Origin of the sequence: Alteromonas sp. IB21 (genome assembly GCF_016405965.1) — a bacterium.
Taxonomy (GTDB): domain Bacteria; phylum Pseudomonadota; class Gammaproteobacteria; order Enterobacterales; family Alteromonadaceae; genus Alteromonas.
Genome location: NZ_JAEFCD010000040.1, coordinates 1 through 14,910 on the forward strand (window position 1 = coordinate 1; position 14,910 = coordinate 14,910).

Sequence of the window (14,910 nt, forward strand, 5' to 3'; positions counted from 1 at the left end):
CAACTGTTTTAATTGAATATTCACAAGGAAGGAATAACGAAAACCTAACTTACTGTTACGCAGAAATGCAGGGGTTATGAATGATTTACAGAGTAGACGCCTGTTGCTTAATCATCATCAACACGCCCAAGAAGCGCCGCTTATCGCTACCCTTTGTACTAAGGAAAAGCGCTATGTAAAGAGCGCTGCTCTAATAATCTTTTTAAGCCGAGTTCTCACATTTTGTGTATTAAACACTTACAAGCAGTAAGCGGCGTAAGAAAAACCGAGGAAATATGAACACGGAACGATTAGACCACGCAAAGTCAGCTTTTGAGATTTCTCTTAAACATTGGTGGAGTATCATAAAACGTATTTTCACGAGCCTTCAAAAAGACAATATTCCTCTTATCGCAGCTGGCGTAGCTTTTTACTGTTTGCTTGCCATTTTTCCGCTATTGGGTTCGACTATCGCACTCTACGGGCTTATGGTTTCTCCTTTTGAACTGCAAAATCACATGGCACTTCTTGTTAACGTAGTACCCAACGAAAGCCGATATATCATTGAAGAGCAGCTTACCAACTTAACTGAAAAGTCGAACTCGGCATTAGGATGGAGTTTCTTGTTTACGCTTTCTTTGTCTTTATGGAGTAGTAGCAAAGGTGCGAATGCACTTATCAAGGCGTGCAATATTACCTATAGCGAAGCGGAGGGTAGAAGTTTTTTAAAGGGTATTTTGGCACGCATTACTTGCACCATATTTATGATCCTGACCGTCATTGTAGCCCTTGCCTGCATCACTATTTTACCCGAAGCAATAAACTGGATGACGTCTAACGCAATAAGTACCGAGCAAGCCATGTGGGTGACGTGGCCGGTAATGTTAGCGTTATTTAATATTGCGCTGTCGGCACTCTATCGCTACGCCCCGCATAGAAGAGAAGCCCAATGGCGCTGGGTCACGCCAGGCTCGATATTTGCCACAATATTGTGGGTGTTAGCGTCGTACGGTTTTTCGGTATATCTCAATGAATTTGGAAACTACAATAAAACCTACGGTTCTGTAGGGGGCATTATTATTTTGCTTATGTGGCTGTACTTAACGGCATATATCATTCTTATTGGAGCGGAAGTAAACTCCTCTATAGAGCTTCAAACCACAGCCGACAGCACAAAAGGTGAAGACAAACCCATGGGTGAAAGAAACGCCTTCGTGGCCGATCATACGCCAAATGACATAAAGTAATTGCGCAATCTATCTTGTGGTGCTGACACCAAGGGTCAGCGCCGTTTTCACAATTAATTTTTAGCATCTTTACGAGCATTTCTTTTCATTTTACCTGCATCAAAAATTACCTCATATTCGCGCCGCGAAATTATCTTCTCTTTCTTTTGATGTAAGGCAGTACCTTGGACAATCACCTTATTACACCGGCCAAAGCGCGCGTTTCTGTTCCCGTTATCGCGCTAGGTTTTTACGCGGTTGCGTCTGGCTACCTAATGAGCCTAATCCCCCTCATGCTTAGCCAATATGGCCTAGACACAGCTATCGCAAGTTGGCTGGCCAGTAGCTTTTATGCGGGTTTACTTGTAGGCGCTTTAAGTATTGAGCCGCTGGTTACTCGTATTGGTTACAAGCACGGATTCGCATTGTGTTTAGGTGTATTGGTACTGACTGTTGCGGTAATGCCTTTGTTTGCTCACGCCTCGGTTTGGCTTGTTGCTCGATTGGTGGCAGGGATAGCGGTAGCGGGTGTATTTGTTATCGTCGAGTCGTGGCTGTTACATGGCGATAAGGCCGACAGAGCAAAACGTTTGGGCCTCTATATGGGGGCGTTGTACGGCGGCAGTTCTTTAGGACAGTTAGGTATCGGTGCTATCGGCGTAAGCGGCACACTGCCGTTTGCTACCATTTTCAGTATGTTGATTTTGGCCATTGGCGTACTTTTATTTGCCAAGAGCGAACAGCCTGAAACAGCGCATAGTACCTCTCTGACGTTTAAACAAATATCAAAATTAAATCATGCTGCAATTATAGGCTGCATAGTGTCGGGTTTAACCCTTGGTGCGATCTACGGTCTTATGCCTCTTGAGCTGTCGAGCCGAGGTATCGCTCATGACGATTTGGGAAGTTTAATGGCACTTATCATTTTGGGTGCGATGGCTGTCCAACCTTTAATTCCGTTTTTATCAAAGTATTTAGTTCGCACATTACTCATGGCGCTGTTTTGCCTGTTCGGCGTTGCTGCAATTACACTTACCGCAGCATTCAGCAACATTTATGCTTTAGGAGCAGGCCTGTTTCTGCTGGGTATGGCCATATTTGCTCTTTATCCTGTGGCGATAAATTTGGCCTGCGACAACTTGGACGCTAACTTTATAATAAGCGCAACACAGGTCATGCTGTTTAGCTACAGCGTAGGTTCAGTAATGGGCCCTCTCGTAGCCGACAACTTTTTAGCAGGCCCACAAGGGCTGATGGGCTATTTGTTTTCTTGCCTACTTGCCACCAGCATTTATATGCTCATTGCCAGTGTAAAAACCAAAGGCCGCGCGATGGCTGGCGAATAAGATCTAGCCTTAGATACAGTCTCTGTGCGCTTTCGCCATCTTTCTTCACCAGTTCGCCATAATCACTGTTCATAATTCGCCCTATTCAGGGCGTTTAATAATAAGCATCGTCATCTATAACGAGCTTATCCTATGCTATTTTCTAAAACACCTAAGCGCGACTACTTCAATCCTCCGAGTACGTATAAACCTTGGTTTCGAGAACGGCAGCGTGCGGCCCAACCGAGCAAACATAGACTGCTTATTCTTGTCTCATTTCTGTGCTTTTTGCTTGGGTTGATGGTTAGCCCACTAAGTCGCGCTGAGTCTGGCGAATTAATATTGCAAAGCAAGGACGGCGAGCCTTCACACGCCCTTTTGCATTCAACTGACGTAGATTTACAGGTGAATGGCATGATTGCGCACGTTACCTATTCTCAAAAATTCACCAATAACAGCAATGAATGGAAGCACGCTGTTTACACCTTTCCTCTTAATGAAAACGCAGCGATTAACAGCATGGAAATGCTTATCGGCAAGAGAATTGTTCGAGGCAAAATCAAGCAAAAAACAGAAGCTAAAAAAGCTTTTGAAACAGCTAAAAAAGCAGGAAAGAAAGCCAGTTTAACTGAGCAACAACGCCCGAATTTATTCACCCAACATGTGGCGAATATAGCGCCAGGCGAAGATATAACGGTAACGCTTCAGTATATTCAGCAAGTTGCATATGAAAATGGCGAATTTAGCTTTCATCTTCCTACTACCCTTACCCCTCGGTACATTCCTGGCATACCCACAAAGGATTTGAGCGATACAGCGTTAGTTGAACACGCATACGCTGGCGACAGCGAAACAAACGACGCAAATGAGGAGCGTAGACATAGTGAAAATAAAAGTGAGCGAGGCTCTCATAGCCATAGGCATATAACTGCCGACAACGCCTTTATTTCGGGCTGGGCTCTACCCACAAATGAAGTCAGTGACGCTGATAAAATCACCCCATTTATGATAGATACGCTGCCTCAAAACAACCTCACCAACCAGCTTACGTTTAAGGCAACAATTAACGCAGGATTGGCTATAAATTCCATTTACAGCAAAGGCCATCAAGTACAATGGCATTCTATTGACGACACCAAGTATCAATACCGAGTTTTACTTGATGACACACAAATAACCATGGATAGAGATTTGTGGTTGCACTGGAGCCCACTTAACACCGCGACTCCACAGGCAGCCTATTTTGCAGAGAATGTAGATAACAACCACTATGCGTTAGTTATGCTAACACCACCACAAGTAAACCCTAAGGATCTGCAGGACTTTCCACGAGATGTCACCTTTGTCATAGACACGTCAGGTTCTATGGGAGGTCGCCCAATTGAAGATGCTAAAGCCGCGTTAAAACTGGCTATCGAAAGATTAGACACTAAAGACAGATTTAACATCGTGGCGTTTAGCTCTAACTACACAAAGTTGTTCAGCCAGCCCACAAATACTCAGCCACACAATATAAACACTGCCCTATCCTTTATATCTAGGCTAAACGCCAATGGCGGCACTGAAATGGCGGACGCGCTTCATGAGGCATTAAAAGCCGAGCCAAAGGAAAACTTCATCAAACAAGTGGTGTTTATTACCGATGGCGCGGTTGGAAATGAAGCTGCACTTTTCTCGCTGATTAAACGGGAGCTAGGTAGCGCACGACTTTTTACGGTGGGGATTGGCAGCGCACCAAACAGCTATTTCATGACCCGCGCTGCGCAATTTGGTCGCGGTAGCTATGTCTTTATTAACGACACAAATAATATACAAAAAAAAATGCAGCGTTTGTTCACTAAGCTTGAAAGTCCGGTTTTAAGCAATCTTTCACTAATCCTGCCTAAAAGTATGCGGATTAATAAAAGCGTTGAAGTGTTCCCTGAACGTTTACCTGATTTATATGCTGGTGAGCCGTTACTCATCAATTTTAAAGTGCCTGACTTTGCTAGCATAAAACACATCGACAATGTTAAAGGGGACGAAAACAGCTTAGACAACCAAGTGGTGCTTACAGGCACATTGACTGACACAAACGGTAATCTCCATAAATGGCAGCGCAGTGTAGAGGCGCAATATTTAACGGCGGCCCCCCAAAATAACGGAAATGCAGCGAATGTTCCTTTTGTTAACTCCTCTCAAACTACAGGTATCGCTACCGCATGGGCACGCAAAAAAATTGCGGCGTTAATGGATGAAAAAGCCCTCGGAAGGAATGAAGAGGACGTTGAAAAAGACATACTCAAGGTAGCTATACCCCATAAGCTCATTACGGCTTATACCAGCTTTGTTGCCATTGAAGAAACGGAATCAAGGCCTGAATCGACAAACGCTAGCCCACAGCATGTAGAAAACCTCATGCCGCAAGGCATGCAAATGCGCGCCATTAGCTATCCACAAACCTCTGCCGGAATTAACCAGTACCTTGTGACTAGCGCACTTTCGCTATTTTTATTGATGCTGCTCAATATAGGTGAAACTCGATGTTATCTCTTCGCCCAATATCGCATTTTTAAAGAAGACAAAGGCATAACTCACAATGGCTAAACCAAAATTACTCGTAAGTTTGTTACTTATTGTTGTTGCGACTATTGGGTTTGGTAATGCCGCTTGGTTGTCGGTAAAAGCAGAGTTAGCGCAGGTGTTAATTAAGCGAGCATGGACCGAGACTTTGCAAACAGGAGGTCAGGTTAGGCCTTGGCAGTGGGCAGACACGTGGCCAGTAGGACGAATGGTGCACCCAAACAGCAATACAGACTTGTATATTCTGGAAGGGGCTCAAGGGAATGCACTTGCCTTCGGCCCGGGTAGGCATGCTAACGCTGGCGAATTAGGCAGTGAAAGTAGCGTTATTGGAGGCCACAAAGACACACACTTCGCTTTTCTCGAGAAGGTAAATGTTGGCGATGCACTACAGCTTCAAACATTAGATGGGGTTTGGCATCCCTATCGAATTTCGGCGAAACGAATTGTCGAGATAAAAGGCCAAAATCTGCATGTGCAACTCGATCAGAAAAGGTTGTATTTAGTCACCTGCTATCCATTTCATACAATCCCCCAAAACAATCACTTAAGGCTGGTTGTAGAGCTTGAGCCTTCATAAAACTGTAGTTATGGGGTCAGCGTCGTTACACTGACCCCACTTTTTTCGTGTTCGTCACACTAAGGCAATGAAAGCTGGTGTAACACTTTTAACTTTCTGGATTTCAATATTTTAGATGAAGGTTAGTTTAATTACGCTGACGCCGCTGGTCGATTAATGCGGCTTTTTCGTTTTCACTTAGAAATGCAATTGCTAAGGCGTTTTCTTGCGCTTGTTTGATATGCGAAGGGGTCAGGCCTGCTTGTTTAGCGGCAACGGAGAATTCATGATCGAGTTCTACACCTTGAACTGCGGGGTCATCGGTATTTAGACAGGCGAGTATCCCGTGATCCAAAAAGGTTTTTATTGGGTGTTCTGATAGTGTGGCTACAGTATTCGTCAATATGTTGCTGGTTAAACAACTTTCAATACCAATGCGATTGTCACGCAAATAATCCATTAGGTTTTCATCGTGAATGGCATTAACGCCGTGCCCTATTCGAGTAGCCCCCAAGTCCTTTATTGCTTGCCAAATACTTTCTGGGCCAACAGCCTCGCCAGCGTGTATTGTGACATGCAACCCTTCGCGCTGCACTTGCTTAAAATGTTCAACGAACAAGCTCCCAGGGAAGCCCTTTTCATCGCCCGCCAAGTCAATTGCAGTGATGTGTTCTTTATAAGCCAAGATTGAATCTAACTCATGCTGACAGGCTTTTTCGCCATAAGAACGTGACAGAATACCAATCAGATTAACTTTAACATTGTGTTTTTTTGTTGCGCTTTCTATCCCATCGATAACGGCTTCAACCACACCTTGTGTTGGCAGCCCGTGACTTTCAGCCATGAAGTAAGGACTAAAACGCAGTTCTGCATAGTCAATCCCTTGCTTTGCCGCGTCTTCAACATTTTCAATCGCTATACGTTTGCAGGCGTCAAGGTCGCCTAGCACCTTCACACCCCAAGTAAGTTTGTCCAAAAACGATACAAGATCTGGTGCAATTCTCATTACCTGTGCGTGTGGGCGCAATCCTTCCAACGAATAGTCAGGTAAGTCGATGTTGAATTGCTGACCAAGTTCCAGAATTGTGCGCAGGCGCACATTCCCATCTAAGTGACGATGTAAATCTAGCAACGGTAAATCTTCAATAGGCATGGCAATACTTCTTTATAAAGCGCGAACTTAACTATAACACTTAGCGTTTGAAACCTCCCTTTGTTAGCAAAAATAACTTTTTTATCGCGAGACAAGACAGTGCTCTCAACTAAGGCGTAACTATTTATTTGCTGGTACTATATCGCCAAGTTTTGCTATGTCACTGTTGCCATAGCACGAGAGGATAAAAAATATACCTCATTTAAATTAAGCAGGAACATCATGGCTCTCAAAGCGACCATTTTTAAAGCTGACATATCCATAACCGATATGGACCGCAATTATTACAACGACCACAACCTTACTATCGCTCGTCACCCATCAGAAAACGACGAGCGCATGATGTTGCGAATCATCGCATTTATCGTAAATGCGCATGAGCGTCTGCAGTTTACCAAAGGGCTATCTGACGACGACGTTCCAGATTTGTGGCAGAAGAGTTTCAGCGATGAAATAGAACTGTGGATTGAGTTGGGCCAACCTTCTGAACAGCGCATCAAGAAGGGCTGCAACCAAAGCAAGCAGATGATGATTTATTCTTACGCAGATAACAGCTTTAATGCGTGGTGGAGCAAAGAACAAAACAAACTGCAAACGAGAAAAAACTTGTCAGTGTTTACATTACCAGAATCGTTATCTACTACACTTGCTAACGCGGTACAGCGCTCAATGCAAATTCAGGTCACCATACAAGATGGACAAATGTGGCTGACTATTGAAGGCGCTGAAGTTACTGAAAGTGTAGAAATTGCAATTGAGAAAAAGATGTAATGAAAAAGCTATCTGCTGTTCAGCTAAAACAACAAGCGTTGGTACTCGATATTGCTAACACGTTGGAAGCGCAAGGCCGCGACGAACTTGAAGGAATGCTGCAGTGCTGGTTTGACGTTCAATATCACCAGTTTCCGGGATCCCTGCTATTACGCTTTCAATTCGACACAGAAGAAGCCGTGCTGCGGGCAGAACCAGAGCTGAAAAAATGGCAGCGTCGTTTGAGTTCAGCCCTTTTAAAAAAAGGTGTAGTTTTAAAAGACATGCGCCGACATTTAATTTTTACTACAGATTCCCCAGAAGAATAAGCGTTTCCGCATAAAGTCTACTTACACTTTGGGAGGTAAGTAAGCTAGACTGGGACCGTTCAATATTTGGCTAGTGAAATTTCTATATAAAGACACGCGCTATATAACAATATACTAAACAATTGAACACACCATGTTGACCGGCTTTTAAATAAGCCACTATCCCAGTAAAAGGAGCTTCACAATGAAAACTAAAGCAATGGCGTTAGCATTACTACTGTCTTTAATGGGCTGTACAGAATCTAGCGAAGAAACGAAAAGTGATGTAAAAAAAGAAATGGAAAAAGCAGGCGAAACAACGTCTGAAGCGTATGAAGAAGCAAAAGAAGATGCTGCTGATTCTTGGGATGATACAAAAGATGCGACCTCAGACGCCTTAGATGATGGCAAAGAGATGGCTTCAGACGCCTATGAAGATGGTAAAAAAATGGCTTCTGATGCCTACGAAGATGGCAAAGACATGGCATCTGACGCTTACGATGCAAGCGCCGAGAAAGTGGGCGAATGGAAAGACGCAGCAGCGAAGAAAGCATACGAAGCCTGCGTAAAAATGAAAGAACAAATGGGCGGAGATGTAAGCGAGTGTGACGATTAAGTCGTAGCCCGCTACTCCAGCTTTTAAAGCGAACCTCTCGGTTCGCTTTTTTGTATCTAATTTTTTTAACGAAGCGCTACTCTACTCGCATCCTGCAAGTATTACTGAGTTTGCCGTAATCGTTAATGGTGCCACCCTCAGCAGTGTGTTTATGCCAAGGATATTATTCCCCTTTGGAAGCACGGCGACCTCTACTGGCCCTACTTCACACGTATTGCCAATACGCACTGAATTGAGTTGGTACTGTGATACCTTAAGAATTTTTCCGTTCGCCATTCTCGCTGCCGACGTTCTGGTAGCAAGTAGCGGTTGATTTTGAGTAATAGCGTTAAAAGTGGCTTGATTAAGCGTTAACAAACTCGACCCCGTATCCAGCAAAAACGATGCTCTCACATTAGATTCAAGCGTAGCTTCCAAATATAAGGTGCCGCCTTTACTTTGCGAGAGTGGAATACTTTGCTCTATGGCCAATGCTGGTGAGACAAAACCTACATATGCCATCAACAGCACTGAGAGTGATAACGTCACTGCTTTTTTTGCCGTTCTGTTCATTTTATCTACACCACACGCTTTAAAAGAAGACGTAGGTGAGCAGCAAGATAAAGACCATATGTTAATTATTTGATTTTCTTCGATCTACTCGAAATGACCACACGTTTAAGCACCTTATTGGTGCACTAGCGCTGGGTATTATGCACCATACGTAGGCATACCGTGGTGCATATTGTGCTTCTCACCGAGCATATTAGTCCCTCTGATTTAGCACATGCTGCTAATAACCAAAACTGATAGCTTATGACTATCACCAATCAGTATTGTTTGAACCAAATTCGTTCATACAATATACAAAGTAGTAATGTTAATATGAGGACACGATATGAAATTACGCTATGTTTTGGGATCGCTCATCACTGCCGTTTCGCTTGGATTTACCGCGCAAGCAATGCCTGTTTCTTCTGATGATACTGTAGAAGTGCAAGTGGTAGATTATTCTGGTAAACCACCCTTTAAACGCAAGGTGGTAACCATGTCGGTTAACGACGTTGCGCAGTTGGAGTCAGTAGGTCAGGAAGCTATCGAATATGTTGAAGTTAAAGAGGTGATTATGCGTGGAAAGCCTCCTTACCGCAGAACAACCACCATGATGCCAGTTTATGATGTCGCTCAACTTGAAATGCTAGAAGAGGAAGACGACAAGCAAAGACGTGGCACGCGCCCGCCGTTCAAACGTAATTAATCTGCTTACACTTTCAGTTAAGCATTACATCGAAGCGATTCACTTTTGCCTGAGTGAGTCGCTTTTTTGTAGCGTTTTATTTTGAAAACGATGGCCAAAAAGATAAAGTGAGGAAAACAACAAAAAAGAGAAAGCCAATGCAACCTCACGACCACTCTCCTCTTACTGATTTTATTGAATACCCAGAAGACAGTATGCTTGCTCGAAGTGCAGAGTTTTTGAAAAACATGCAGCGTCGCCATAGTATTCGACACTTCAGTGACAGACCGGTCGATAAAACCATCATTGAAAACTGCATACTCACTGCCGGTACGGCTCCTAGCGGTGCAAATCATCAACCTTGGCATTTTGCCGCTATCCAGTCTGCCCACGTAAAACAACAAATCCGCGAGCAAGCAGAGGCACACGAACAAGGGTTCTATAATGGACGCGCTGGTCAACAGTGGCTCGATGACCTCAAGCCTTTAGGCACAGATGCCAGTAAACCGTATCTTGAAACAGCGCCCTGGCTTATTGCTGTATTCAGTCAAAAATTTGGTGAAACAAAAGCGGGTGAAAAAAGCCAAAACTATTATGTTCATGAGTCGGTAGGTATTGCGGTTGGCATGCTTATTACATCGTTACACAACGCTGGCCTGGCAACCTTAACCCACACTCCAAAACCTATGAACTTTTTAACCGAAATATGCCAGCGCCCAGATAATGAGCGGGCTTACATGCTAATTATTGCAGGCTACCCTTCCCCCAATGCCACTATTCCAGCACATGCTCAACAAAAAAAGTCGCTTAGCGAAATTTCGAGCTTTCTCTAGATTTAGAGCGCGCCCTGGGGCTATGTACTTTTTAAACGAAAGTGTTAGTGCAGCATAATTTTAAAAGATAGCTTATAAAAGCTTCGTCATAGACATGAGATACGCAGCACTTATAATGCGCCCTCGTTATTAAGGGCTGTGACCTTTTCTTTACGAGTTTGGGTCAACACCGTTTAACAGCCCTCGGGAGCTAATAGTCTCATGTCATCGCGTTACGCATTTTCTCCACAACTTCCTTTTCTGTTGCTAAGCCTTTTAACTGGCTTAACCTCGTCGTTTGTTACGCCTCTTATGAGCTATTTTCTCATTGACGAGATAAACGTTGAGCCCATATACATAAGCATTTACATGGTTTCTGTTACGCTATCAGGGTTGGTGATCAGTCAATACCTAGGGCACCTGGCTGACAAAGGCTTTAACGCAAATCGTCTTTATGGGCTAACCATGATTTGCGTAGGCATTGCCATGATAGCCTTTATCTTTAGTAATAAGTTTTGGCACGTGTTCCTTGCTGGCGTTTTGTTCATGTCTGTGGGTGCAGGAGCAGTCTCTCAGATGTTGACCGTTTCAGGGCTATGGGCAAAAAACCAAGACATCGACTTAGCCGCCTTCAACTCAAAAGTTCGCGCTTCCATCTCTCTTGCTTGGGTGGTTGGCCCGCCGCTAGCGTTTACTTTGGTCGCCAATTTTGGCTTTGCAGCATCTTTTTCAGTGGCTATCGCATGTGTGATAGTTGCAACGCTTTTTGTAGTAAAGGTTGTGCCGCCTCAAAAAGCTAATCAACAGTCACTCAATACTACTTTGAAGGGCTCGCTATCGCTGCCTTTCTGGCTGGTTGGGCTGGCTATACTTGCTGGAATGGCTGGCAATGTTATGTATTTATCATCGATGCCCTTATACGTCATGAATGAACTGGGGTTGGCAGAAAATTTACCCGGGCTGATGATGGGTGTAGTGGCCGCACTTGAAATCCCGACTATGTTACTGGCGGCCAAACTGGCTCGACGCTTTCCACCCGCAGGTATCATGGCCGTAGCATTTATTTTCGGCTGTTGTTTTTACGTCGGCGTGTACTTTTCTCAGTCAAGTTGGGAGTTACTTACCCTTCAAATACTGAACGCCCTTTTCTACGGCTTGTATGCAGGCATTGGGTTGACGTTACTGCAACAACAAGCGCCCGACTTAACCGGGTTCACTTCAGCCTTTTATTCAAACGCCACCCGCGTAGGTATGATGCTAGGCACGATTGGCGCAGGCACCGTAGCCCAATTCTTTAGCTTTAGAGATGCCACTATCGGCTCATTATGCATTGCAATGTTTGGCTTAAGCGTGTTGTTAGTGTTTATGTTTGTTAAGAAGCGGGCGCGTCGTTAAAAATCCGGTTCACTTCGCCTGGCATTGGCTGCACCAATAGAGACGTCGTCCATTGTAGGTCTGTCGTTTTATTAGAGTGGCGCAGACTCTACAAGGCTGTTCTTCTCTGTCGAACACCATAAACCGCGTTCCTTCAAAGTTAATACCTTTTGCTTCCAGTACTTCGCGTAGTTCTGTATAAACAGTATAGCCACTGGTTTCATAACTGCGTTTGCATATGGCTAATGTGTGATGTGCCAAGCCGCGAAGCTGCTCATCATCTAACTGCGAGGATTTGAGCGAAGGGTGAACGCCGGCTGCAAACAGTATTTCGCTACGGAGATAGTTGCCAAGCCCTGCCATAAAGCGCTGGTCTAGATACAAACCGCTTAGCGCGCGGTTATAAAAAGCTTTTGAACGTAAGCGTTTTAATACCATCTCCTTTGTCACCGAACCGTTTAATACATCAGGCCCTACCCGCTGTAGAAACGGATGTTCGTGAATAGTTTGCGATGGCCAGATACTAATATCAGAGGCGCTATACAAGATAGCGCTGTGCGTCTTGGTATGAAGCCCTACTCTCAACTTACGCTTAGTATCGGGCAGTTCGTTGCGTTTACAGGTATGCCACACGCCGTAAAGCTGGTTGTGTGAATACATAGAAAGCGCGTTACTGAAATGGGTGATTAACGCCTTGCCACGGGTTTCCATGCCCAACACTCTTTCGCCCTCTAACTGCTTAGCGTAGGGTTTAAGCTGAGCTAAGCCAAACTCTACCTTTTCTAAAGGGATATCTTTTATTACCGCTTCAACTTTGTCTGCAGCGCGGCGAATCTCTGGACCTTCAGGCATGCTGTCTTAACTACCTTTTATCTGGGTTACGGTTTACTTCACATCTTCTTGAGCGTATTTCCAGCTTAATATCAGCTGAATGATAATGAATACAAAAAGGGTCTGTCGCCCTTCAATGTACTTTAAACCGCAGTTTGTACATCAAAGATCAACAGACCCTTCTATTGATTACAATTAAGCTAGGATTGCCGTAGTTAAACGTCCCGCTGGTTAGCCCTTGCTCGGCACAATAAGGTATTTCGTGCCGGTCTTTTTCGCATTATACAAAGCCACATTCTCTGGCTGAAGCGCTTCCTCTAGACTTAACTCTTTACTGTAAGACGACGCAAACGTAGTGTTAATTTCCGTAGCCACTTTATGGTAAAGCTCGCCTACACGCTTCTTATCAAGCTTGCCTAAGAAACGCATTAGTAACCAACCACCAATGCTCCACGTCATGCCATAAGCACGGTTTAAAATAGTTGGCGAGAAATCTAAGCCACCGTAGATATACACCTGTTTGTTGCTATCAGAGCCATAGGTGTTGAACCCTTTTGCGTCTTTACTGCCCGATGCTTCCATCATAGTAAGAATATCGCTCACTAGCTCACCACCGCCAATGGCGTCGAATGCTAGCGTAGCGCCAGTGCTATCAATTGCTTGATATAGCTCGGCTTTGAAGTTCTCGCTGCTTGAATCAAGTACAATTTTTGCGCCTATGCCTTTAAGAATATCAACCTGCTCTTGGCTACGTACAATATTTACTAATTCTACGCCCTGCTCTAGACAAATCTTGTTCAACATTTGCCCTAAGTTAGAGGCGGCAGCGGTATGCACAAGCGCCTTGTGGCCTTCCATTCGCATGGTTTCGACCATGCCAAGTGCTGTAAGCGGATTTACAAATGAGGATGCAGCTTGTTGCGGTGTTGTACTATCCAGGTGCGGTAGACAAGCCTGCACAGGTACACAGGCAAACTTGGTATAGGCTGCGCCGGTAAGGATAGATACAGTTTTGCCCATTAATGCTTGTGCTTCTGGACTATCGCCCGCCTTAACAACCGTACCTGCGCCTTCATTGCCAATAGGCAAGGTTTGATCGAGACGCGATTTAATGCGGCTTAGCAACGGCTTGTGTACTGGTGCTACTAGTGCTTTTTTATCTGCATCAAAGGTTGCCTTATCAAGGCTAGCAGGGCCAAACATGGGCCACATATCTGATGGGTTTATTGGAGAGGCTTCCATTTGAACTATCACTTCATGTGACTTAGGCTCTGGAACATCCACTTCTTTTAGCGATACCTGTAACTCACCTTCTGAGGTGATTAGCGTAAATAGTTGTTTTGATTTATCCATAGTATTGTTTCGCCCTGAAAATTAAACGCTGAATGTAGCAATAAGCTACCACGCCCCCACTATCAGTAAAATTTATATTTCGAATACATATGCGTTTCGATAGTTTATACACGTCATGACCGAAATGAATGAGTTACACTGCTAAGTATCTAATTAACCGTTATAGAGAATTAAGAAATGAAAAAGTTTTGTGCCTATGTATTTCTCGGACTTACTGGAATAAGTAATGTAGCGTTTGGCAAAGATGCACCGCTGGTCTCAATTCCTACCCACGACGCCTTTTTCAATGCGATAAAAACACATTGCGGTAAAGCATTTCAGGGAAAGGTGAGTAAAGACAATGTGGGAAATACATTTGGCGATGCGGCGCTTGTTATGCACATAAGAAATTGTACAGACTCAGAAATTCAAATCCCTTTTCATGTAGGTAACGACGCATCCCGCACATGGATTTTAACGAAAACGGGTGCCGGGCTTATGCTGAAGCACGACCATAGAAACGAAGACGGTAGCTTTCACACTTCAACCATGTACGGCGGTCACACCTTAGATGAAGGGTTCGCTCAAGTTCAGTCTTTCCCAGCAGATGCATATTCAAAAGCGTTATTTATAGGATCGGGGATAGCGGCATCTACAGATAACGTTTGGCAGATGATGATTTACCCTCGCCGCTTTAGCTATCGTCTAATTCGCCCAGCCCGCGAAGTACAGGTTGATTTTGATCTCGACAATCCCGTCGCTCTGCCCAAAACACCTTGGGGCTACGAAGAGTAATTGATAGCAAAACCCTACTTGGGTATCGTTGCTTTGGTCACCACCTTACAATATAACAAGACCAAAGACGCC

15 protein-coding genes are annotated in these 14,910 nt (G+C 44.4%); 11 read left to right on the forward strand and 4 right to left on the reverse strand.

From position 1 onward, the window contains the following. Positions 1-275 precede the first annotated feature (275 nt). From JC525_RS18925 to JC525_RS18940, 4 genes are all read left to right on the forward strand, one after another. Positions 276-1,226, forward strand: a complete 951-nt coding sequence (locus tag JC525_RS18925) for a YihY/virulence factor BrkB family protein (protein ID WP_198817585.1) — start codon at positions 276-278, stop codon at positions 1,224-1,226. A 164-nt stretch (positions 1,227-1,390) separates the two neighbouring features. After that, positions 1,391-2,551 carry an MFS transporter gene (locus JC525_RS18930; RefSeq protein WP_198817587.1) on the forward strand — a complete coding sequence of 387 codons (1,161 nt, stop codon included), beginning with the start codon at positions 1,391-1,393 and terminating at the stop codon, positions 2,549-2,551. 132 nt (positions 2,552-2,683) lie between these two features. Beyond that, the gene (locus JC525_RS18935; protein ID WP_198817588.1) at positions 2,684-5,116 is read left to right on the forward strand and encodes a marine proteobacterial sortase target protein; all 2,433 of its coding nucleotides are present in this window, start codon (positions 2,684-2,686) and stop codon (positions 5,114-5,116) included. Continuing rightward, positions 5,109-5,672 carry a class GN sortase gene (locus JC525_RS18940; protein ID WP_198817590.1) on the forward strand — a complete coding sequence of 188 codons (564 nt, stop codon included), beginning with the start codon at positions 5,109-5,111 and terminating at the stop codon, positions 5,670-5,672. Before JC525_RS18935 ends, JC525_RS18940 begins: the two co-directional genes overlap by 8 nt. 127 nt (positions 5,673-5,799) lie before the next feature. Here JC525_RS18940 and add read toward each other — a convergent pair whose 3' ends face one another. Beyond that, complete coding sequence (gene add / locus JC525_RS18945) at positions 5,800-6,804, reverse strand: adenosine deaminase (protein ID WP_198817592.1); 1,005 nt, start codon at positions 6,802-6,804, stop codon at positions 5,800-5,802. A 222-nt stretch (positions 6,805-7,026) separates the two neighbouring features. On the opposite strand from add, the gene JC525_RS18950 reads away from it, so the two are divergent. The 3 genes from JC525_RS18950 to JC525_RS18960 all read left to right on the forward strand — a co-directional run bounded on the left by JC525_RS18950 (position 7,027) and on the right by JC525_RS18960 (position 8,478). Continuing rightward, complete coding sequence (locus tag JC525_RS18950; protein ID WP_198817594.1) at positions 7,027-7,575, forward strand: YaeQ family protein; 549 nt, start codon at positions 7,027-7,029, stop codon at positions 7,573-7,575. Next, positions 7,575-7,883: a hypothetical protein gene (locus tag JC525_RS18955; protein ID WP_120961625.1), complete on the forward strand. Its 309-nt coding sequence runs from the start codon at positions 7,575-7,577 to the stop codon at positions 7,881-7,883. Before JC525_RS18950 ends, JC525_RS18955 begins: the two co-directional genes overlap by 1 nt. Before the next feature lie 184 nt (positions 7,884-8,067). After that, on the forward strand, positions 8,068-8,478 hold the full coding sequence (locus tag JC525_RS18960) for a hypothetical protein (protein ID WP_198817596.1): 411 nt from the start codon (positions 8,068-8,070) through the stop codon (positions 8,476-8,478). A gap of 81 nt (positions 8,479-8,559) precedes the next feature. On the opposite strand, the gene JC525_RS18965 is transcribed toward JC525_RS18960, so the two are convergent. Beyond that, positions 8,560-9,030 (reverse strand): retropepsin-like aspartic protease, encoded by a 471-nt coding sequence (locus JC525_RS18965; protein WP_233095311.1) that lies wholly within the window; start codon positions 9,028-9,030, stop codon positions 8,560-8,562. A 325-nt stretch (positions 9,031-9,355) separates the two neighbouring features. Between JC525_RS18965 and JC525_RS18970 the strand changes: the two genes are divergently transcribed. The 3 genes from JC525_RS18970 to JC525_RS18980 all read left to right on the forward strand — a co-directional run bounded on the left by JC525_RS18970 (position 9,356) and on the right by JC525_RS18980 (position 11,901). Beyond that, a complete protein-coding gene (locus JC525_RS18970) occupies positions 9,356-9,715 on the forward strand; it encodes a hypothetical protein (RefSeq protein ID WP_198817598.1) in 360 nt (119 codons plus the stop codon). Between the two features lie 137 nt (positions 9,716-9,852). Next, positions 9,853-10,527 carry a nitroreductase family protein gene (locus tag JC525_RS18975; protein WP_198817600.1) on the forward strand — a complete coding sequence of 225 codons (675 nt, stop codon included), beginning with the start codon at positions 9,853-9,855 and terminating at the stop codon, positions 10,525-10,527. Between the two features lie 201 nt (positions 10,528-10,728). Further along, positions 10,729-11,901: a sugar efflux transporter gene (locus JC525_RS18980; RefSeq protein ID WP_198817602.1), complete on the forward strand. Its 1,173-nt coding sequence runs from the start codon at positions 10,729-10,731 to the stop codon at positions 11,899-11,901. 9 nt (positions 11,902-11,910) lie between these two features. On the opposite strand, the gene nei is transcribed toward JC525_RS18980, so the two are convergent. Then, a complete protein-coding gene (nei, locus tag JC525_RS18985; protein ID WP_198817603.1) occupies positions 11,911-12,732 on the reverse strand; it encodes an endonuclease VIII in 822 nt (273 codons plus the stop codon). A 210-nt stretch (positions 12,733-12,942) separates the two neighbouring features. After that, a complete protein-coding gene (locus tag JC525_RS18990; protein WP_198817605.1) occupies positions 12,943-14,064 on the reverse strand; it encodes a zinc-binding dehydrogenase in 1,122 nt (373 codons plus the stop codon). A gap of 177 nt (positions 14,065-14,241) precedes the next feature. Between JC525_RS18990 and JC525_RS18995 the strand changes: the two genes are divergently transcribed. After that, positions 14,242-14,838: a hypothetical protein gene (locus JC525_RS18995; protein ID WP_198817607.1), complete on the forward strand. Its 597-nt coding sequence runs from the start codon at positions 14,242-14,244 to the stop codon at positions 14,836-14,838. Positions 14,839-14,910: the final 72 nt, after the last annotated feature.